Below are 16,865 nucleotides of genomic sequence, written 5' to 3' on the forward strand. Positions count from 1 at the left end.
ATCGAGGTCACCAAGGCGATTCAGGAAGTCAAGCGGGCGCTGATCACGCGGCGGTTCTGATTTTCTCGGCCTAACAAGTGTGAGGGCCGGGGCTGAACTACTCGCCCGGGTGGGCGAGTTCGATGTCGTGGCCGTCTGCTCCGCGGCCGTTCACCGTGAGGGCGGTCGCGACCGGCGGGTAGCCCGTCGCGATCACCGTGTACTCGCCGCCGCTCAGGTCGGTGAAGGCGTACGCCCCGTCCGTCCCGGTGGTGGCGGTCCCGACCACGTTGCCCGCCGCGTCCACGAGGGTGACGCGGGCGTCGGCCAGCGGACCGTGCGGGGAGCGGACGACACCCAGGACCTGCGCGCCGGAGTCGAGGTCGATCTCGACCCGGGTGACACCGGTACCGCCGACCTCGACGGGCAGGGCGTGCGGCCGGAACCCGGCGGCGTTCACCGCGAGGGTCACCGCACCCGGCACCAGCTCGGCGAAGGCGAACTCGCCCTGCTCACCGGTGGTTCCGGTGGCCAGCAGATCCCCGCGCACATCGGTCACGATCACCATCGCGTCCTTGACGGGCTGACCCGAATCGGCCGCCCGGACAAGGCCGTTGAGGCCACTGGTGCCGCTGAGGACGACGTCGTAGGAGACCGGTTCGGGACTGTTGACGACGACTGTGGAGGCCTGCGGCTGGAAGCCGTCGGCGGAGGCGATCAGGACGTACGAGCCCACGCTCGGCGCGTCCACCCCGTAGGACCCGTCGGCCTGTGTGACCGAGCGGCCCAACTGCCGTCCCCCGAGGGAGATCAGCGTGACGGCGGCCTGCGGCACGGGCGCGCTCTCGGCGCCGCGGACGAAGCCGCGGACAGGAATCCCACCGGACATGGGGACGGTCTCCTCCCTGACCACCGTCGCTACGGCGGCGGCCTGGACGTTCGTGGCGGCTACGGCGTTCTCCTCGGCCTCGGCCGGCAGCGGCACCTCGCCGATCTCCAGCACGCCCACGCTCTCCTGCGCCGCCTGGGCCAGCCCGCCGGACGTCCGCAGCGGGACCTCCTTGATGAACATGACGACGACGAAGGCGACGAGCGCGAAGGGCGCCGCGTACAGGAAGACATCGGCGATGCCGTGGCCGTAGGCGCTCTCCAGCCAGGTGCGGACCGTGGACGGCAGGGCGTCCATGTCGGGAAGCGCGCTGCTGCCGACGGCCTTCGCGGCGGCGGCCTGCGACTGCGGGTCGAGCGAGGTGACGGTGTCCTTGGCGTAGTGCGTGATCCGGCCGGACATGACCGAACCGAGCACACCGACGCCGACCGCGCCGCCGAGGGACCGGAAGAAGCTCACCGTGGAGGAGGCGGCGCCGAGGTCCTTCGGGGTGACCTGGTTCTGCGTGGACAGCACGAGGTTCTGCATCATCGTGCCGACGCCGATCCCCAGCATGGCCATGTAGATGGACAGTTCCCAGTACGGGGTGTCGTAGCGCATCAGACCGAGCAGGCCCAGGCCCGCGGTGAGGAAGAGACCGCCGGCGACCAGCCAGCCCTTCCAGCGGCCGGTCTTGGTGATGAACCGGCCGGAGACCATCGACGCGACGAACAGACCGCCGATCATCGGGATCGTCATGACACCGGACATCGTCGGGGACTTGTCGCGGGCGAGCTGGAAGTACTGGGAGAAGAACACCGTGCCCGAGTACATGCCGACACCGACGAACAGGGAGGCCAGCGAGGCCAGCGACACCGTGCGGTTGCGGAACAGGCGCAGCGGGATGATCGGCTCGCTCGCCCGGGTCTCGGTGAACACGAACAGCAGCGCCAGCACGAACGTGCCGCCCACCATCGTGTACGTCTGCCACGACAGCCAGTCGTACTTGTCGTCGGCGAAGGTCACCCAGACCAGCAGCAGCGAGGCGGCGGCGGTGATGAAGAAGGCGCCGGTCCAGTCGACCTTGACCTTCCGCTTGGCGACCGGGAGGTGCAGCGTCTTCTGGAGCACGACCAGCGCGATCAGCGCGAAGGGGATGCCGACGAAGAGGCAGTAGCGCCAGCCGAGCCACGAGGTGTCGGTGATCACGCCGCCGAGCAGCGGACCGCCGACGGTCGCGACCGCGAAGGTGGCACCGGTGTAGCCGGAGTACCGGCCGCGCTCGCGCGGGGCGATCATCGCGGCCATCACGACCTGGACGAGGGCGGAGAGACCGCCGGCGCCGAGGCCCTGGATGACACGGGCGCCGATCAGCATCGCCGGGTTCTGCGCGAGACCGGCGACGACCGAGCCGATGATGTAGATGACCAGGGATATCTGGACCAGGGCCTTCTTGCTGACCAGGTCGGCCATCTTGCCCCACAGCGGCACCGAGGCCGTCATGGAGAGCAGGGCCGCGGTGACGACCCAGGTGTAGGCCTCCTGGCCGCCGCCCAGGCTGCCGATGATGGTCGGCAGGGCGTTGGTGACGATCGTCGAGGAGATGATCGCGGCGAACAGGCCGAGCAGCAGCCCGGAGAGCGCCTCCATGATCTGCCGGTGTGTCATCGGAGCGCCGTCGGGGGCCGCGGGGGATCCCCCTCCGTGCTTCGCGTGGGCCCGCACACCGGCTGGTGTGGTCGTTGCCATGGGCTTCCTTTTCTTCCGTGCTTATACGGGTGTACGGGTGGTGTGTTCGAGTTCGGGGTGGGGGGAGTGGGGGCTGGTGTTGTGGGGGGTGCGGCAGTCGTCGAAGCTGGCCCGGAGCCGGGCCATCAGCCGGATCAACTGCCCGACCTCCTCCTCGCTCCAGTCGCTCAGCCGGTCGGCGAGCAACTCGGCGGTCCGCCGGGACAGTTCGTCCACCTGGGCCCAGCCGCTGGGGGTGAGGCGCAGGATGCGGGAGCGCTTGTCGGCGGGGTCGGGGGACCGTGTGATCCAGCCCCGGTCGGCGGCGTGCGCGACATGGCGGCTGGTCACGGACATGTCGACGGAGAGCAGCTCGGCGAGCCGGCTCATCCGCATGTCCCCGTGCCGGCCGAGCAGCGTCAGGACGGCCACGGAACCGCCGGGGCAGTCGGACGGCAGGATCCGTCCCAGCTCCCTGCGCACGGCGCCGAAGGCACTGAACTGACGCATCAGCTCCTCGTACTGCGCCTGCTCGGCCATCACACCTCCCATGTTCGTTGCTTAGGGCAACCATAAGAGAGGTTGGTTGCTACAGGCAAATAAAAAGCCTGTGCGGGGAAACAAAAAGTTGGCAAAGGCAAGCATTATGGAAAGTAAACCCACAGGTGGGAACGGCCGCACGAGCCCCCGCACTTGGGTGTCCCCCGGGGATTCGCTAGTGTCTCGGCCCATGGCAAACACCCAGGGCCCCGAGGGCAACTACGACCCCGCCGGCAGCACCCAGATGTTCCGTGCCTTCGTCGACGAGACCCCCCAGGGCCGACAGCAGCAGGCTGCGGCCCCCGCCGGACCCCGTATCGGCCTGATCGTCGGCGTCGTCGTCGCCGTGCTGGTCGTGGCGGCGGTGGCCTACCTGGCCTTCATGTAACAGGGGTCGCTCACAGCGGACGTGCTACCGGTCCCCGTCCAGGGTGAACCGGTAGACCGTCGACCCCCAGGCCCGGAAGCCGAGCCGCTCGTCCAGCCGGTTCGCCGCCGCCCGGTCGGGCGGCGAGGTGGGATCGACGGTCCGCAGAACCGCAGTGCACTTCATGTGCCTTCTAGGCCCACTGGACCGACACGTCCCGCGTCTCGATGTGCATCCCCAACGGCACCCGCCATGCCTCGACGCACACCGTCCAGGTCTGGTCCTTGTGCGCGCCGGCCGCGATCGGCACGGACAGTCGTTCCGTGGAGTCGATCGTCGCCCAGTCGATCCCGAGGGCTCCGATGATGTGCGTCCCGAAGCTCACCGTGCCCGAACGCACCGCCGTACCACCGGAGTTGCGAAGGCCTAGGGTCACGTCCTCGCACCAGCGGTGATCCGTGGCCGTGCGCACGGGCGTGCCCCAGGTGAGGGCGGCGGGGGTGGCCGGGGCCGTCGTAGGAGCGGTGGTCGGGGTCGATGAGGGCGAATGTGCGCTGCTACGACCGGACTTGGCGCCCGCGGGTGACGTGGCCGGGGCAGGTGTGCTGGACGCCGGCCCGGGTGCGGTCCCGGTATCCGCTCCCGAAGTGCGGCTCCCGGCAGGTGACTTGGGGGCGTCGAGCGGTACCAGGGTGACGCTTCCGGTCGGTCGTGCCGCCGTGGCGGACGGCGGGGGCGCGCCGACCGCCGTATAACCGCCGCTGTCGCCTCCGCACGCGGTCAGCGTCGCGCAGACGACGGCCGCCGACGCGCCCAGCAGGGCGCCTCGGCGGCCAGTTGTCCATGTCGAACGAAGCATCGCGCCATGGTGGCTGACACCCCGTCAAATAGGAACCCTCGGCGGCGGGTTCGGTGGACGACTCAGTCGGAGATGAGGCCCTCGCGCAGGGTGGACAGGGTGCGCGTGAGGAGGCGGGAGACGTGCATCTGGGAGATGCCGACCTCCTCGCCGATCTGCGACTGGGTCATGTTGGCGAAGAAGCGCAGCATGATGATCCGGCGCTCGCGCGGCGGGAGCTTGGCCAGGAGCGGCTTGAGGGACTCCCGGTACTCCACGCCCTCCAGAGCCGTGTCCTCGTAGCCGAGGCGGTCAGCGAGGGAGCCCTCGCCGCCGTCGTCCTCGGGGGCCGGGGAGTCGAGCGAGGAGGCGGTGTAGGCGTTGCCGACCGCGAGGCCGTCGACCACGTCCTCCTCGGACACGCCCAGGACCGCGGCGAGTTCGGGGACGGTCGGGGACCGGTCCAGCTTCTGGGACAGCTCGTCGCTGGCCTTCGTCAGGGCCAGCCGCAGCTCCTGGAGCCGGCGCGGGACACGCACCGACCACGAGGTGTCGCGGAAGAAGCGCTTGATCTCGCCCACGACGGTCGGCATCGCGAACGTCGGGAACTCCACCCCGCGTTCGCAGTCGAAGCGGTCGATCGCCTTGATCAGGCCGATCGTGCCGACCTGGACGATGTCCTCCATCGGCTCGTTCCGCGAGCGGAAACGCGCGGCGGCGTAACGCACCAGCGGGAGATTGAGCTCGATGAGGGTGTCCCGGACGTAGGCGCGCTCGGGGCTGTTCTCGTCGAGTGCGGCGAGCCGCAGGAACAGGGAGCGGGACAGGGTGCGGGTGTCGATGGCTCCCGTGGTCGGGAGGGCCGGGGCCGGTACGGCGGGTACGGCCTCCAGGACCGTAACGGCGTCGAGTGCGGGCTCAGCCTCGCTCTTGGTGAGCGTGAGCACCTTCGAGCTGCCCTGGTCTGCGGACATGCCACCCCCTTTGGGTCGCGGGACGGTCGTGGCGATCGCCCCCGTCTGGGGAGCGGTGCCTTCACCTGAATACCGGAGCCTGAGCCACGGCAAACGCGCTTCCCGCAGAATGTCACATGTCGGCAACACGCTGTAGTGACATGTCGACATGTGAGTGACGAATCAGCCCTGGAAACAGGGGGTCTGACGGTTTTTCAGCGCAGAACTGTCGGGAAGAGCCCTGGTGAGCGATTCGTTCGTACCGGTGACGGATCGCTAGCGCATTCGGTTATGGCCGCGCGGTGCCGTGGCTATGCCTCGATGCGGTTCGCGGAGCGCAGTCGCTGGAAGCTACGCGCGAGTAGCCGCGAGACATGCATCTGGGAGACGCCGAGTTCGGCGCTGATCTGCGACTGGGTGAGATTGCTGTAGTAGCGCAGCAGCAGAATGCGCTGTTCCCGCTCGGGGAGTTGGACGAGGAGATGGCGGACGAGGTCGCGGTGTTCCACGCCGTCCAGGGCCGGGTCCTCGTAGCCGAGCCGGTCCAGGAGGCCGGGCAGTCCGTCGCCCTCCTGGGCGGCCTCGAGGGAGGTCGCGTGGTACGACCGCCCGGCCTCGATGCAGGACAGCACCTCGTCCTCGGCGATGCGCAGCCGCTCGGCGATCTCGGCGGTGGTGGGGGTGCGCCCGAAGGCGGTCGTCAGGTCCTCGGTCGCGGCGTTGACCTGCACCCACAGCTCGTGCAGCCGGCGCGGGACATGGACGGTGCGGACGTTGTCGCGGAAGTACCGCTTGATCTCGCCGATGACGGTCGGCATCGCGAAGGTCGGGAACTGCACGCCCCGGTCCGGGTCGAAGCGGTCGATGGCGTTGATCAGACCGATCGTGCCGACCTGGACGACGTCCTCCATCGGCTCGTTGCGGGAGCGGAAGCGGGCGGCGGCGTAGCGCACGAGCGGGAGGTTGGCCTCGATGAGCGCCCCGCGCACCCGGTTGTGCTCCGGCGTGCCCGGCTGGAGCTCCTTGAGCTGGCCGAACAGCACCTGGGTGAGCGCCCGGGTGTCGGCGCCCCGGCTGCGGGGCGCGGCCGGCGGGGTTTCCGTGACTTCCTGGGGCGGCGCAGTACTGGCCGACACGGTCAACGCCACCTCTTCATCGGTCAACTCATCCGTCAATAGCGGTCATAGCATCACAACACATGCGCACTGTGTGCAAGCACCGCATATCACCGCGTTACTCCGTGTTGAGGGTTGAATTGGTTCATAAGACGCATAACAGCCCTCCGCTGTTCCGGCGGAGGGCTGTTGAAGGGGAGAGCTCAGAATTCGTAGTCGGCGATCACCCACGTGGCGAACTCGCGCCACAGCGCGACGCCCGCCTGGTGCGCAGGATGCTCGATGTACCGCTTCAGGGCGTCGGCGTCTTCGACCGCCGAATTGATCGCGAAGTCGTACGCGATGGGGCGGTCGCTGATGTTCCAGCCCAGCTCCCAGAAGCGCAGGTCCTCGATCAGGTCGCCGAGCGGGCGGAAGGCCTCGACGCCCGCCACCACGCGCGGGTCGTCGCGCTCGACCCCCTCGTCGAGCTTGAAGAGGACGAGGTGGCGGATCATCTGCGCGCTCCTGGGTTGTCGGCTAGTGCGCCCCGTCGGCCAGCCAGGTCATGAAGTCGCCGATGGCCTTCGCGGCGTCCGATATGCCCTCGAAGCCTATCTGGACGTAGTCGGCCGCCTTGGACGGGTCCGTGATGATCACATACAGCGCGAAGACCACGAGCAAATAGACGGCGATCTTCTTCGCGTTCACCGCCATCGCGGCCTCCCCTGTGACGTCCGTGCCCGGTGGGCCCCCTGTTGACGGCGGTGAGTGTAACCTTCACGGCCCTTTTCTGGATCAATCGGGGATCAACGGGCCGCAGGGGGAGGGCGGTTGCCGATGGCGGGGGCGGCATGCACGAAGGGCCCCGTCTTTCGACGGGGCCCTTCAGAAGCGGTAGCGGAGGGATTTGAACCCTCGGTGACTTGCGCCACACTCGCTTTCGAGGCGAGCTCCTTCGGCCGCTCGGACACGCTACCGAGAGAGACCTTACAACAAGGTGGGGTGTGGTTTGAAATCGGTAATCAGCGGCCGCGGAAGAACTCCGTGAGCAGGTGTGCGCACTCCTCCGCGAGCACGTCACCGATCACCTCGGGGCGGTGGTTGAGCCGTCGGTCGCGGACGACGTCGAAGAGGGAGCCGGCCGCGCCGGCCTTCTCGTCGCGGGCGCCGTAGACGACCCGGTCCACCCGTGACTGCACCAGCGCGCCCGCGCACATCGTGCACGGCTCCAGCGTGACGACGAGGGTGCAGCCGGACAGCCGCCACTCACCGAGGTGCGCGGCGGCCCGCCGGATCGCGAGGACCTCGGCGTGGGCGGTCGGGTCGCCGGTGGCCTCGCGTTCGTTGTGGCCGGTGGCGAGCACGGTCGTACCGTCCGGGGACAGTACGACCGCGCCGACCGGGACGTCGCCGCCCCGGGCGGCCGCTCCGGCCTCCTCCAGGGCGAGCCGCATCGCGGCCCGCCAGCGGTCTCGTACCGGGTCCTGAGGGTCAGGGGTCCCTTCTGTGCGTGCTGCCGTGGTCAGCGGACGGTCTCCAGGACCTCCGAGGCCCCCAGGGCCTCGGCGATGGAGCTCAGCGCGTCGTCGGCGTCGAGGAGACGCAGCTCCTTCTCGCCGACGCCCAGGTCGTCGAGGATCTGGCTGTCCCCGACGGGGCTGTGCGGGACGGCCTCGGCGGAGGTGCCGTCCTCCTCGTCGTCGTCCTCCTCGGCGTCACCGTCCTCGGTGCCGTCGAGGTCGAGGGAGTCCAGGTCGACGACCACGTCGTCGTCCGGATCCCTCCCGAGCAGCTCGTCCGTGAGCAGGATCTCGCCGTACGAGCTGCGGGCTGCCGCAGCGGCGTCCGAGACGTAGATCCGAGGGTCGTCCTCGCCGTCGATGCGGACGACACCGAACCAGGCGTCCTCCTGCTCGATGAGCACCAGCACCGTGTCGTCCTCGGGCGAGGCTTCACGGGCCAGTTCGGCCAGATCCGACAGGCTCTCGACATCGTCGAGCTCTGTGTCGCTCGCTTCCCACCCGTCTTCGGTGCGCGCGAGCAGTGCGGCGAAGTACACCGTGACTCTCCCACTGGTCTTAGGCGTGCCGGTTGGGGGTCCCCCCGGCGGAGGTTGAGGCTGCGGGTGGGGAGAGCTCGTGCTCCGAGCCCCACCCACTCGGAATCGTGGCAGAAACAAGGCGCACAGGGGACGTCTTCGGCTCCCTGTGTCCGCCCGTTTTGATCGACCACCAGCGGGATCGTACGCGGCGATCCCCGTGCACACGCACCCGGTTGGGCTTACAAGGTGCTGTGAGACAGGCCTCAACTACCAGCGGAACGTGCGCATACGCATGGCGTGGCGCAGCCGCGCGGTCTTGGCGCGGCGGGGCTGGACGCGGTCGCGCAGCTCGCGCGCCTCGGCCAGGTCGCGCAGGAACTGTGCCCGGCGCCGTCTGCGCTCGGCATCGGTCTCCCGGCTGTCCTGCTGTGACGGGTCCTCGTGGGACTCACGGTCAGGCATCTGCTCACCACCCCGGTCCGTCCCTCCCACTTTCCCCCGGACGGGCGGTTTGATGCCAGCGTGAGCAGGAACGGAGCGGCGGCTACTGTTGTCGACATGCGTCTCCACGTCGTCGACCACCCTCTGGTCGCCCACAAGCTCACCACGCTGCGCGACCGGCGCACCGACTCCGCGACCTTCCGCCGCCTGGCCGACGAGCTGGTCACCCTGCTCGCCTACGAGGCCACGCGTGACGTGCGCACCGAACAGGTCGACATCACGACGCCGGTCGCCTCGACCACCGGCGTCAAGCTGTCCTACCCGCGCCCGCTGGTGGTGCCGATCCTGCGGGCCGGCCTCGGCATGCTGGACGGCATGGTCCGGCTGCTCCCCTCGGCCGAGGTCGGCTTCATGGGCATGGTGCGCAACGAGGAGACGCTCCAGGCCTCCACGTACGCCACGCGCATGCCGGAGGACCTCTCCGGCCGCCAGGTGTACGTCCTGGACCCGATGCTGGCCACCGGCGGCACCCTGGTCGCGGCGATCCGCGAGCTGATCAAGCGCGGCGCCGACGATGTGACGGCCGTGGTCCTGCTGGCCGCCCCCGAGGGCGTCGAGGTCATGGAGCGCGAGCTGGCGGGCACCCCGGTGACGGTCGTGACGGCCTCGGTCGACGAGCGCCTGAACGAACACGGCTACATCGTCCCGGGCCTGGGCGACGCGGGCGACCGGCTCTACGGCGCCGCCGAGTAACACCCGGCCAACACCCGATTCCCGTACGGCTCTTACCTGGCGGTCGTACGGGAAGGTGCGCCTTCCGGACGCCTTCTCCTACGGCTACGAGCACGCCTTCGCTGAGGCCGAAGCGCCGGCCGTCGGCGTGGGCCCGCCCAGCGCGGCCAGCGCCTTGTCGGCCGCCGCCTTCGCCGTGAGGTCCTTGAAGGCGGTGCCGATGATCAGGTCGATGTCGGTGCCCTTGCGGGTCGTCTCGGTGCGGCGCTCGGCGCCGGTGAGCTGGGTGGCGAGGACGGGCAGCGAGGTGTCGAGCGAGGCGGCGGGGCCGAGCAGCACCCCGGTGCCCTTGACCTTCTTGTCCCACTGCGCGGAGGCGTTGCCCACGTCGCCGATCTTGAAGCCGCGCTTCTTCAGCTCGTCGGCGGTCGACTTGGCGAGGCCGCTGCGGGGCGTGGCGTTGTAGACGTTCACGGTGATCTGGGCCGGCTTCGGCACGGCGGTGTCCGTGCCGGTGCTCGCCGAGGGGCTGGCCTTGGACGCGCAGTCCGCCTTGGGACCGACCGCCGCGGCCTGCTTGCCGCCACCGGTGAAGACGTCGATGAGCTGCAAGGTGCCCCACCCGCCCACACCCAGTACGGCGACGGACGCGACCACCATGAGGACGAGCCGCCCGCGACGCCGCGGACGGCGCATGCGCGGGTATTTGTCCCCCGTGATCCGGTACTGGCCGCCCATGCCTGGGGGAGTCAGCATGCTCATGAGCGCAGCGTAGTGCGCTTGGGCGACGATTCCTACTAGATGATCATTGGACGTCGCCCGGTCCAACCCGAACGGGTGAACGGTCGACCGGAACGGCTCGCTCCGGGCCCGGCGTCCGGACCGTGGCGGCGGATCAGTCCAGTTCGAGCACGCGCGCGTGGAGGACCTGCCGCTGCTGCAGCGCGGCGCGGACCGCGCGGTGCAGACCGTCCTCCAGGTACAGGTCGCCCTGCCACTTCACGACGTGGGCGAAGAGGTCGCCGTAGAACGTCGAGTCCTCGGCGAGGAGGGTCTCCAGGTCGAGCTGGCCCTTGGTCGTCACGAGCTGATCGAGGCGGACCGGGCGCGGCGCGACATCCGCCCACTGCCGGGTGCTTTCCCGGCCGTGGTCGGGGTACGGCCGGCCGTTTCCGATGCGCTTGAAGATCACACGGAAAGCCTACCGGTCATGACGTTCCGGGCGCAGCCATGGAGACGGAGTGCGACGCTGGAAAAGATGCCGCAAAGGCGGGCAAAAAGGGAACAGGGGCCTGATATGAGTGACAGCGAGACGATCGCCTCGGGCTACGCCTTCACAGGACCTGCACTCGATCTGGGCGCCCTGCTCTGGGACGGCGCCTGTCTGCCCGACGCGCAGATCCGCATCCCCCTCCCCATGCTCAACCGCCACGGCCTGGTCGCGGGCGCCACCGGCACCGGCAAGACCAAGACGCTCCAGCTCATCGCCGAGCAGCTCTCGGCGCAGGGCGTGCCGGTGTTCCTCGCGGACGTGAAGGGCGATGTCTCGGGCATCTCGGCGCCGGGCGCGGCGAACGACAAGGTCACCGGCAGAGCCGCGGAGGTCCGCCAGCAGTGGACGGCGACCGGCTTCCCGGCGGAGTTCTACGCCCTCGGCGGCATCGGCCACGGCATCCCCGTCCGCGCCACGATCACCGGCTTCGGCCCGGTGCTGCTCTCCAAGGTCCTCCAGCTCAACCAGACCCAGGAGCAGTCCCTCGGCCTGGTCTTCCACTACGCCGACACCAAGGGCCTGGAGCTGATCGACCTCAAGGACCTGCGGGCCGTCGTCACCTTCCTGACCTCGGACGAGGGCAAGCCGGAGCTGAAGAACATCGGCGGTCTGTCCACCGCCACGGCCGGCGTGATCCTGCGCTCCCTCACCGCGTTCGAGGCACAGGGCATGGCCGACTTCTTCGGCGAGCCGGAGTTCAACACGAACGAGCTGCTGCGCACGGCGTCGGACGGCCGCGGCATGGTGTCGGTCCTCGAACTCCCCGCCGTCCAGGACAAACCGCAGCTCTTCTCGACCTTCCTGATGTGGCTGCTGGCCGACCTCTTCCACGACCTCCCGGAGGTCGGCGACGCCGACAGGCCGAAGCTCGTCTTCTTCTTCGACGAGGCGCATCTGCTCTTCAACGACGCCTCCAAGGCGTTCCTGGACTCCATCACGCAGACCGTCCGGCTGATTCGCTCGAAAGGGGTCGGCGTCTTCTTCGTGACGCAGACCCCGAAGGACGTACCCGGCGACGTCCTGGCCCAGCTCGGCAACCGCGTCCAGCACGCGCTGCGCGCCTTCACCCCGGACGACCAGAAGGCCCTGAAGGCGACCGTGAAGACCTTCCCGAACTCCTCCTACGACCTGGAGGAGATCCTCACCGGCCTCGGCACCGGTGAGGCCGTGGTCACGGTCCTCAGCGAGAACGGCGCCCCGACACCCGTCGCCGTCACCCGCCTGCGCGCCCCCGAGTCCCTGATGGGCCCGGTCGACGCGGCCACCCTCGACCAGGCGGTCAAGTCCTCGTCCCTCTACGGCCGTTACGCACAGGCTGTGGACCGCGAGTCGGCGTACGAGAAGCTGTCGGCACGACCGGAGCCGCAGGAGACCCCGAAGGCGACTCCCCGTTCGGCTCCGAAAGAGGACGAGTCGATGGTCCAACAGGTCGTCGGCAGCGGCATGTTCAAGTCCCTGGCCCGTTCCGTCGGTACGCAGATCGGCCGCGAGATCACCCGCTCCCTGTTCGGCACGGCCCGGCGGAAGCGCTAGCCGCCACCGCCGGGCCGTACGGGCGGCTCAGCGCCCGGGTTTTTCCGGGGGCCGCTGCGGCTCGGCGGGTTTGCGGACTTCGGGCTTGGGCGCGTTGCGTACGGCCTCCGCGCGCAGCAGGGCGCGCAGGACCGCGTACGGGTCGATGGGCATGGCTGTGTTCCTTGCGTCGTACCGACGGGCTGACCTGGGGAGCGGTCGGTACGTCAGCAGCGCAGGACCACGGTGCGCAGGGCACGCAGGGTGTACGACGCCCGGGGCGGCGCGGGGAAGGGGTGGCGCGCGGGAACACCGGGCGCCGGGGCGGGACGTAGCGGCGCGGCGGGGCGGTGGACCGCGAGGGAAACGGGCCGCAGGGCCGGCGCGGTCGTGTCGAGGGCGTCGTACTCGATGGTCGTCTCGACGGAGGACGCGACGGGTGTCGCGCTCGCTTCGACGTGCGCACCCGGCACCAGCAACGCGAGCAGCAGCACGAGCGCCCGCAGCCAGGCTCGGCTGCGGGGGAGGCTTCGTGCGGGGGTCACAGGGGTCAATCTGCCCTGCGGCCCTACGGCGTTCATCGCGTCCGGAGCGAGATACGCCCACATGGAGCAGGGGTGCCCGTCACAGCGCGGTCGGCACTTGCTGGGCCCGGCTCCGCATCCGGATCGCGGTGATGATCTCGACGACGCCGACCGCGACCAGCCAGATGCCGCCGACCAGGGTGAGGACGGCGACCGAGCGGAAGGGCGAGTCGATCAGCACGATGCCGGCGACGAACGTGACGATCCCGAGGAAGATCTGCCAGCCGCGGGCGGGCATGGTCTGGTCGTGCAGGGCGGCAAGCGTCTGGGTGATGCCCCGGATCAGCCAGCCGATGCCGATCCACAGGGCGAGCAGCAGGATCGACTGCATCGGGCCGCGGAAGCAGAACAGGCCCAGCACGATCGACAGCGCGCCGCTGATGAACGCCAGCACGCGCAGCGAGGTCGCCTTGTGGGTGCCGAAGGCGGAGACGAGCTGGAAGACGCCGCTGATCAGCAGGTAGACGCCGAAGAGGATGCCGGCCGCGAACAGGGACGCGCCCGGCCACACCAGGACCAGGACGCCCAGGACCAGCGAGGCGACGCCGGTGAGCAGGACGACCTGCCAGGCGGCCTTGGACAGGGTGTACAGGGGACCTTCGAGATCCGGTTCCCGGTCCCGCTCGTGGTGCGGGGGGCGCGGTGCGTGGGCGCGGCGGTCGTCGAACTCCGGGCCCCAGGGGGAGCCGCTCGGTGCCTCGGTCATGGTCCATGCTCTGACCGGCGGCGAACGCCCCGCCACCGGGGCGGGCCACCTGGCTGACGGACTACTTGCCGCCCGCCGCCTTCGCCGCCTTGGCCGCCGCCTTCATCTCCTGCTTGTGGGCGCGGACCTTGGTGAGCGACTCGGGCCCGGTGATGTCGGCGACGGACCGGAAGGACTTCGGCTCCCCGTAGGCACCGGCGGCCTCGCGCCAGCCCTTCGGCGTCACACCGAGCTGCTTGCCGAGCAGGGCCAGGAAGATCTGCGCCTTCTGCTTCCCGAACCCTGGCAGCTCCTCCAGCCGCTTCAGCAGCTCGCCACCGGTACCGACGCCCTCCCAGACGCGGCTCGCGTCCCCGTCGTAGTGCTCGACGAGGTACTGGCAGAGCTGTTGGATCCGCTTGGCCATGGATCCGGGATACCGGTGCACGGCCGGCTTCTCGGAGAGGAGCGCGGCGAACTCCTCGGGATCACGTGCGGCGATCTCGTGCGCGTCCAGATCCTCGGCACCGAGCCGGTCCGCGATCGTCCGCGGCCCCTTGAACGCCCACTCCATCGGCACCTGCTGATCGAGCAGCATCCCGACCAGCGCGGCGAGTGGGGAACGGCCGAGGAGCTCGTCGGCCTCGGGGTCCTGGGCGAGGTGAAGGGTGACGTCCATGCTTGGCATCATGCCGGGTGGGGGGCTGGTTCCGCTTGTCCTGGTACGTCAGTCGGAGCGGCTGATCGACGTCCCCGGTGTGCTCCTCCCCTGTAAGCACGCTCAACCGGCGTTCGTCCCCCGGGAGATGGCATGCTCACGGCCCTCCCGTAGCCTTCCGGCGTGATGACCCCAGAAGACCTCGTCGCGCACTACGAACTGGAGCCGATACCCCGCGAGGGCGGCCTGTTCCGCCAGACGTGGGCGGGCCCGGAGCGGCCCGACGGCCGCCCCGAGGGCACGGCGATCGTCGCCCTCCTCACCGCGCCCGACTTCTCCGCCCTGCACCGGCTGCCCACCGACGAGGTCTGGCACTTCTACCTCGGCGATCCGCTGGAACTCCTGCTCCTCGCCCCCGACGGCACCGTGGGCACGGCCGTCCTCGGCCCGGACATACGGCACGGCCAGCACCTCCAGTTCACCGTGCCCGCCGGTACCTGGATGGGGGCGCGGGTGGCCGGCGCGTGGACGTTCTTCGGGTGCACGATGGCACCCGGGTTCACCTTCGAGGGCTACGAGCACGGGGACGCGGCCGAGTTGACCGTCCGCTACCCGTCCGAGGCCGCCCGCATCACCGCCCTGTGCCGCCCATGAACGGCCCCCATGGTGAGTGAAGGGAGCGGTTCGCCCGTACCTAACCGGAGGCCTGCAAGTCCGAAGACGGAGATATGACGTGCGCCGACGACGGAACGAAGGACAGCGTTGTGGACGCGACGGAATCAGCGGAAGGCGGCGAGGAGTCCAAGGGCTGGTGCTGCTGGGCTCCCTGCTGGTCCTGCTTCTCCTCGGCACCGCGGGCACCGCGTCCGCGCACGCCGCCCTCGAAACCACCGACCCCGCCGACGGAAGCGTCCTCAAGTCCGCCCCGCGCAGCGTCACCCTCACCTTCTCCGAGTCCGTCACCCTGCTCGACGATTCCTTCCGCGTCTACGACCCCGACAACCGGCGGGTGGAAACGAGTTCCGCGCACCACGCGAAGGACGCGGGCGACACGGCGAGCGTCACCCTCCCGGCCAAGCTCGGCACCGGCACCTTCACGGTCGCCTGGCGCGTGGTCTCGGCCGACAGCCACCCCGTCTCGGGCGCCTTCACCTTCTCCGTCGGCAAGCCCTCGGCCACCACCACCCCGATCACCACCGCCCCGAACGAGGACCCCCTCACGGGCAGCCTGTACGACATCGCCCGCTACTTCGCGTACGTCGCCGCGGCCCTCCTCATCGGTACGGCCACCTTCGCGACCCTGTGCCGCCCACCGGACCCGACGGTCCTCAACAAGCCGATCCTCACGGGTTGGTGGACCCTCCTGGCGTCCACGATCGCCCTCCTGATCCTCCGGGCCCCGTACGAAGCGGGCACCGCCCTGACCACGGCCTTCGACCCGACAGCCCTCCCCAGAACCCTCACCACCCGCCCGGGCCTGGCCCTGGCGGCCCGCCTGCTCCTCCTGGCCGCGACAGCGGTCTTCCTGCTACGTCTCCGGGGCCGCGAGCGATGGGGCCGGGTGACCCTGGGGACGGGCGCCGTACTGTCGGTCGCCCTGGCACTGACCTGGGCCTCCGCGGAACACGCCTCCGCCGGTATCCAGGTGCCGGTGGCGATGACGTCGGCGGTGCTGCATCTGCTCGCGATGGCGGTATGGCTCGGCGGCCTGACGGCCCTGCTCACCGTCCTCTACCGCTCACCGGACCTCGACGCGGCCCCGGTCGCCCGCTTCTCCCGCCTGGCCTTCGCCTCGGTGACCGTGCTGGTCGTCACCGGCGTCTACCAGTCCTGGCGCGGCCTGGGCTCGTGGAACGCCCTGACCGACACGTCGTACGGCCGCATCCTGCTCGTGAAACTCGGCGCGGTGGTCCTGCTGCTGGCGGCGGCGGGCTGGTCGCGACGGTGGACGGCCCGTTTGACGGAGACGGAAGTACGCCTACAGCTCCCGGAGTTGGTCCGGACGGGAGCGGAGACCAAGGCCGCGGACGCGATGACGACCGAGGCCGCCACGACTCCCGATGACGGCTCCCAGGACAGGTACCGACGTGGCCTGCGCCGCTCGGTGCTGTGCGAAGTCGCCGTAGGCGTAACGGTGTTGGTGATCACCACCCTGCTGACCACCACCCTCCCGGGCCGCGCGTCGGCGGAGGCCCAGCAGACGGCGACCCCGGCCGGCGTCCCGGCGGCCTCCGTCACCATGGTCCCCTTCCGCGTCGGCAACGCGGGCGGCAAGGTACAGATCACCCTCGACCCCGGCCGGGTAGGCCAGAACTCGGTCGAAGCGGTCGTCTACGGCCCCGACGGCGGCTTCGCCACCGTCCCCGAACTCCGCCTCTCCTTCACCCTCCCGACCCAGAAGATCGGCCCCCTCGACGCCAACATCAAGGACGAGGGCGGCTATTGGGGAACCAACACCCTCAACCTCCCCATCGCCGGGACCTGGACCATGAAGGTCACGATCAGGACGACGGACGTGGACCAGGTGAGCGTGGAGCGGCGGGTGCGGATCGTGCGGTAGGCGGGGGCC

General features: G+C 69.9%; 21 protein-coding genes, 1 tRNA gene and 1 pseudogene. 5 read left to right on the plus strand and 18 right to left on the minus strand.

What is annotated here, in order from left to right:
• Positions 1–97: 97 nt before the first annotated feature.
• Complete coding sequence (locus ABZT04_RS42805) at positions 98–2,596, minus strand: MFS transporter (RefSeq protein WP_356065206.1); 2,499 nt, start codon at positions 2,594–2,596, stop codon at positions 98–100.
• Between the two features lie 21 nt (positions 2,597–2,617).
• Entirely contained in the window at positions 2,618–3,115 is a 498-nt protein-coding gene (locus ABZT04_RS42810) for a MarR family transcriptional regulator (protein ID WP_356065266.1), read from the minus strand.
• 190 nt (positions 3,116–3,305) lie between these two features.
• On the opposite strand from ABZT04_RS42810, the gene ABZT04_RS42815 reads away from it, so the two are divergent.
• Positions 3,306–3,503 (plus strand): hypothetical protein, encoded by a 198-nt coding sequence (locus ABZT04_RS42815; RefSeq protein WP_356065208.1) that lies wholly within the window; start codon positions 3,306–3,308, stop codon positions 3,501–3,503.
• 24 nt (positions 3,504–3,527) lie between these two features.
• Here the strand turns inward: ABZT04_RS42815 and ABZT04_RS42820 are convergent.
• The 10 genes and pseudogenes from ABZT04_RS42820 to ABZT04_RS42865 form a co-directional block, all read right to left on the minus strand.
• A pseudogene (locus ABZT04_RS42820) lies at positions 3,528–3,647 on the minus strand (GNAT family N-acetyltransferase); the annotation flags it as partial.
• Between the two features lie 28 nt (positions 3,648–3,675).
• Complete coding sequence (locus ABZT04_RS42825) at positions 3,676–4,341, minus strand: hypothetical protein (protein ID WP_356065210.1); 666 nt, start codon at positions 4,339–4,341, stop codon at positions 3,676–3,678.
• Between the two features lie 62 nt (positions 4,342–4,403).
• A complete protein-coding gene (locus ABZT04_RS42830) occupies positions 4,404–5,294 on the minus strand; it encodes an RNA polymerase sigma factor SigF (protein ID WP_355910589.1) in 891 nt (296 codons plus the stop codon).
• Positions 5,295–5,584: 290 nt separating this feature from the next.
• Positions 5,585–6,448: an RNA polymerase sigma factor SigF gene (locus ABZT04_RS42835; protein ID WP_356065212.1), complete on the minus strand. Its 864-nt coding sequence runs from the start codon at positions 6,446–6,448 to the stop codon at positions 5,585–5,587.
• A 143-nt stretch (positions 6,449–6,591) separates the two neighbouring features.
• Positions 6,592–6,885, minus strand: coding sequence for a Dabb family protein (locus ABZT04_RS42840; protein WP_356065214.1), 294 nt, complete (start codon positions 6,883–6,885; stop codon positions 6,592–6,594).
• 22 nt (positions 6,886–6,907) lie between these two features.
• Positions 6,908–7,084 (minus strand): hypothetical protein, encoded by a 177-nt coding sequence (locus tag ABZT04_RS42845; RefSeq protein WP_356065216.1) that lies wholly within the window; start codon positions 7,082–7,084, stop codon positions 6,908–6,910.
• Positions 7,085–7,262: 178 nt separating this feature from the next.
• Positions 7,263–7,347: transfer RNA gene (locus ABZT04_RS42850), tRNA-Ser, on the minus strand.
• A 45-nt stretch (positions 7,348–7,392) separates the two neighbouring features.
• Entirely contained in the window at positions 7,393–7,824 is a 432-nt protein-coding gene (gene tadA, locus ABZT04_RS42855) for a tRNA adenosine(34) deaminase TadA (protein WP_356065219.1), read from the minus strand.
• Positions 7,825–7,892: 68 nt separating this feature from the next.
• Positions 7,893–8,429 carry a hypothetical protein gene (locus ABZT04_RS42860; protein ID WP_356065221.1) on the minus strand — a complete coding sequence of 179 codons (537 nt, stop codon included), beginning with the start codon at positions 8,427–8,429 and terminating at the stop codon, positions 7,893–7,895.
• A gap of 249 nt (positions 8,430–8,678) precedes the next feature.
• Entirely contained in the window at positions 8,679–8,873 is a 195-nt protein-coding gene (locus ABZT04_RS42865) for a hypothetical protein (protein WP_356065223.1), read from the minus strand.
• Between the two features lie 96 nt (positions 8,874–8,969).
• On the opposite strand from ABZT04_RS42865, the gene upp reads away from it, so the two are divergent.
• Positions 8,970–9,605, plus strand: coding sequence for a uracil phosphoribosyltransferase (gene upp / locus ABZT04_RS42870; RefSeq protein WP_356065225.1), 636 nt, complete (start codon positions 8,970–8,972; stop codon positions 9,603–9,605).
• 84 nt (positions 9,606–9,689) lie between these two features.
• Here the strand turns inward: upp and ABZT04_RS42875 are convergent, their stop codons facing one another.
• The gene (locus ABZT04_RS42875) at positions 9,690–10,322 is read right to left on the minus strand and encodes a LytR C-terminal domain-containing protein (protein ID WP_356065268.1); all 633 of its coding nucleotides are present in this window, start codon (positions 10,320–10,322) and stop codon (positions 9,690–9,692) included.
• Between the two features lie 157 nt (positions 10,323–10,479).
• Entirely contained in the window at positions 10,480–10,776 is a 297-nt protein-coding gene (locus ABZT04_RS42880; RefSeq protein WP_003999914.1) for a type II toxin-antitoxin system VapB family antitoxin, read from the minus strand.
• Between the two features lie 105 nt (positions 10,777–10,881).
• Between ABZT04_RS42880 and ABZT04_RS42885 the strand changes: the two genes are divergently transcribed.
• The gene (locus ABZT04_RS42885; RefSeq protein ID WP_356065226.1) at positions 10,882–12,390 is read left to right on the plus strand and encodes a helicase HerA-like domain-containing protein; all 1,509 of its coding nucleotides are present in this window, start codon (positions 10,882–10,884) and stop codon (positions 12,388–12,390) included.
• 27 nt (positions 12,391–12,417) lie between these two features.
• On the opposite strand, the gene ABZT04_RS42890 is transcribed toward ABZT04_RS42885, so the two are convergent.
• The 4 genes from ABZT04_RS42890 to ABZT04_RS42905 form a co-directional block, all read right to left on the minus strand.
• A complete protein-coding gene (locus ABZT04_RS42890; protein ID WP_356065228.1) occupies positions 12,418–12,543 on the minus strand; it encodes a hypothetical protein in 126 nt (41 codons plus the stop codon).
• A 53-nt stretch (positions 12,544–12,596) separates the two neighbouring features.
• On the minus strand, positions 12,597–12,914 hold the full coding sequence (locus tag ABZT04_RS42895) for a hypothetical protein (RefSeq protein ID WP_356065229.1): 318 nt from the start codon (positions 12,912–12,914) through the stop codon (positions 12,597–12,599).
• Between the two features lie 79 nt (positions 12,915–12,993).
• The gene (locus tag ABZT04_RS42900; protein WP_356065232.1) at positions 12,994–13,659 is read right to left on the minus strand and encodes an HdeD family acid-resistance protein; all 666 of its coding nucleotides are present in this window, start codon (positions 13,657–13,659) and stop codon (positions 12,994–12,996) included.
• A gap of 61 nt (positions 13,660–13,720) precedes the next feature.
• On the minus strand, positions 13,721–14,317 hold the full coding sequence (locus ABZT04_RS42905) for an HhH-GPD-type base excision DNA repair protein (RefSeq protein ID WP_356065235.1): 597 nt from the start codon (positions 14,315–14,317) through the stop codon (positions 13,721–13,723).
• A gap of 165 nt (positions 14,318–14,482) precedes the next feature.
• Here ABZT04_RS42905 and ABZT04_RS42910 point away from each other — a divergent pair, with 165 nt between their 5' ends.
• Positions 14,483–14,950, plus strand: a complete 468-nt coding sequence (locus ABZT04_RS42910) for a cupin domain-containing protein (protein WP_356065271.1) — start codon at positions 14,483–14,485, stop codon at positions 14,948–14,950.
• 157 nt (positions 14,951–15,107) lie between these two features.
• The gene (locus ABZT04_RS42915; protein ID WP_356065238.1) at positions 15,108–16,856 is read left to right on the plus strand and encodes a copper resistance protein CopC; all 1,749 of its coding nucleotides are present in this window, start codon (positions 15,108–15,110) and stop codon (positions 16,854–16,856) included.
• Positions 16,857–16,865 lie beyond the last annotated feature (9 nt).

Source organism: Streptomyces sp. NPDC005492 (assembly GCF_040605995.1).
GTDB lineage: Bacteria > Actinomycetota > Actinomycetes > Streptomycetales > Streptomycetaceae > Streptomyces.

Coding starts and splice junctions, on each gene's coding strand:
- ABZT04_RS42805 (WP_356065206.1), bottom strand. CDS start 2,596: ATGGCAACGACCACACCAGCCGGTGTGCGGGCCCACGCGAAGCACGGA.
- ABZT04_RS42810 (WP_356065266.1), bottom strand. CDS start 3,115: ATGGCCGAGCAGGCGCAGTACGAGGAGCTGATGCGTCAGTTCAGTGCC.
- ABZT04_RS42815 (WP_356065208.1), top strand. CDS start 3,306: ATGGCAAACACCCAGGGCCCCGAGGGCAACTACGACCCCGCCGGCAGC.
- ABZT04_RS42825 (WP_356065210.1), bottom strand. CDS start 4,341: ATGCTTCGTTCGACATGGACAACTGGCCGCCGAGGCGCCCTGCTGGGC.
- ABZT04_RS42830 (WP_355910589.1), bottom strand. CDS start 5,294: ATGTCCGCAGACCAGGGCAGCTCGAAGGTGCTCACGCTCACCAAGAGC.
- ABZT04_RS42840 (WP_356065214.1), bottom strand. CDS start 6,885: ATGATCCGCCACCTCGTCCTCTTCAAGCTCGACGAGGGGGTCGAGCGC.
- ABZT04_RS42845 (WP_356065216.1), bottom strand. CDS start 7,084: ATGGCGGTGAACGCGAAGAAGATCGCCGTCTATTTGCTCGTGGTCTTC.
- tadA (WP_356065219.1), bottom strand. CDS start 7,824: ATGCGGCTCGCCCTGGAGGAGGCCGGAGCGGCCGCCCGGGGCGGCGAC.
- ABZT04_RS42865 (WP_356065223.1), bottom strand. CDS start 8,873: ATGCCTGACCGTGAGTCCCACGAGGACCCGTCACAGCAGGACAGCCGG.
- upp (WP_356065225.1), top strand. CDS start 8,970: ATGCGTCTCCACGTCGTCGACCACCCTCTGGTCGCCCACAAGCTCACC.
- ABZT04_RS42875 (WP_356065268.1), bottom strand. CDS start 10,322: ATGGGCGGCCAGTACCGGATCACGGGGGACAAATACCCGCGCATGCGC.
- ABZT04_RS42885 (WP_356065226.1), top strand. CDS start 10,882: ATGAGTGACAGCGAGACGATCGCCTCGGGCTACGCCTTCACAGGACCT.
- ABZT04_RS42890 (WP_356065228.1), bottom strand. CDS start 12,543: ATGCCCATCGACCCGTACGCGGTCCTGCGCGCCCTGCTGCGCGCGGAG.
- ABZT04_RS42900 (WP_356065232.1), bottom strand. CDS start 13,659: ATGACCGAGGCACCGAGCGGCTCCCCCTGGGGCCCGGAGTTCGACGAC.
- ABZT04_RS42905 (WP_356065235.1), bottom strand. CDS start 14,317: ATGGACGTCACCCTTCACCTCGCCCAGGACCCCGAGGCCGACGAGCTC.
- ABZT04_RS42910 (WP_356065271.1), top strand. CDS start 14,483: ATGACCCCAGAAGACCTCGTCGCGCACTACGAACTGGAGCCGATACCC.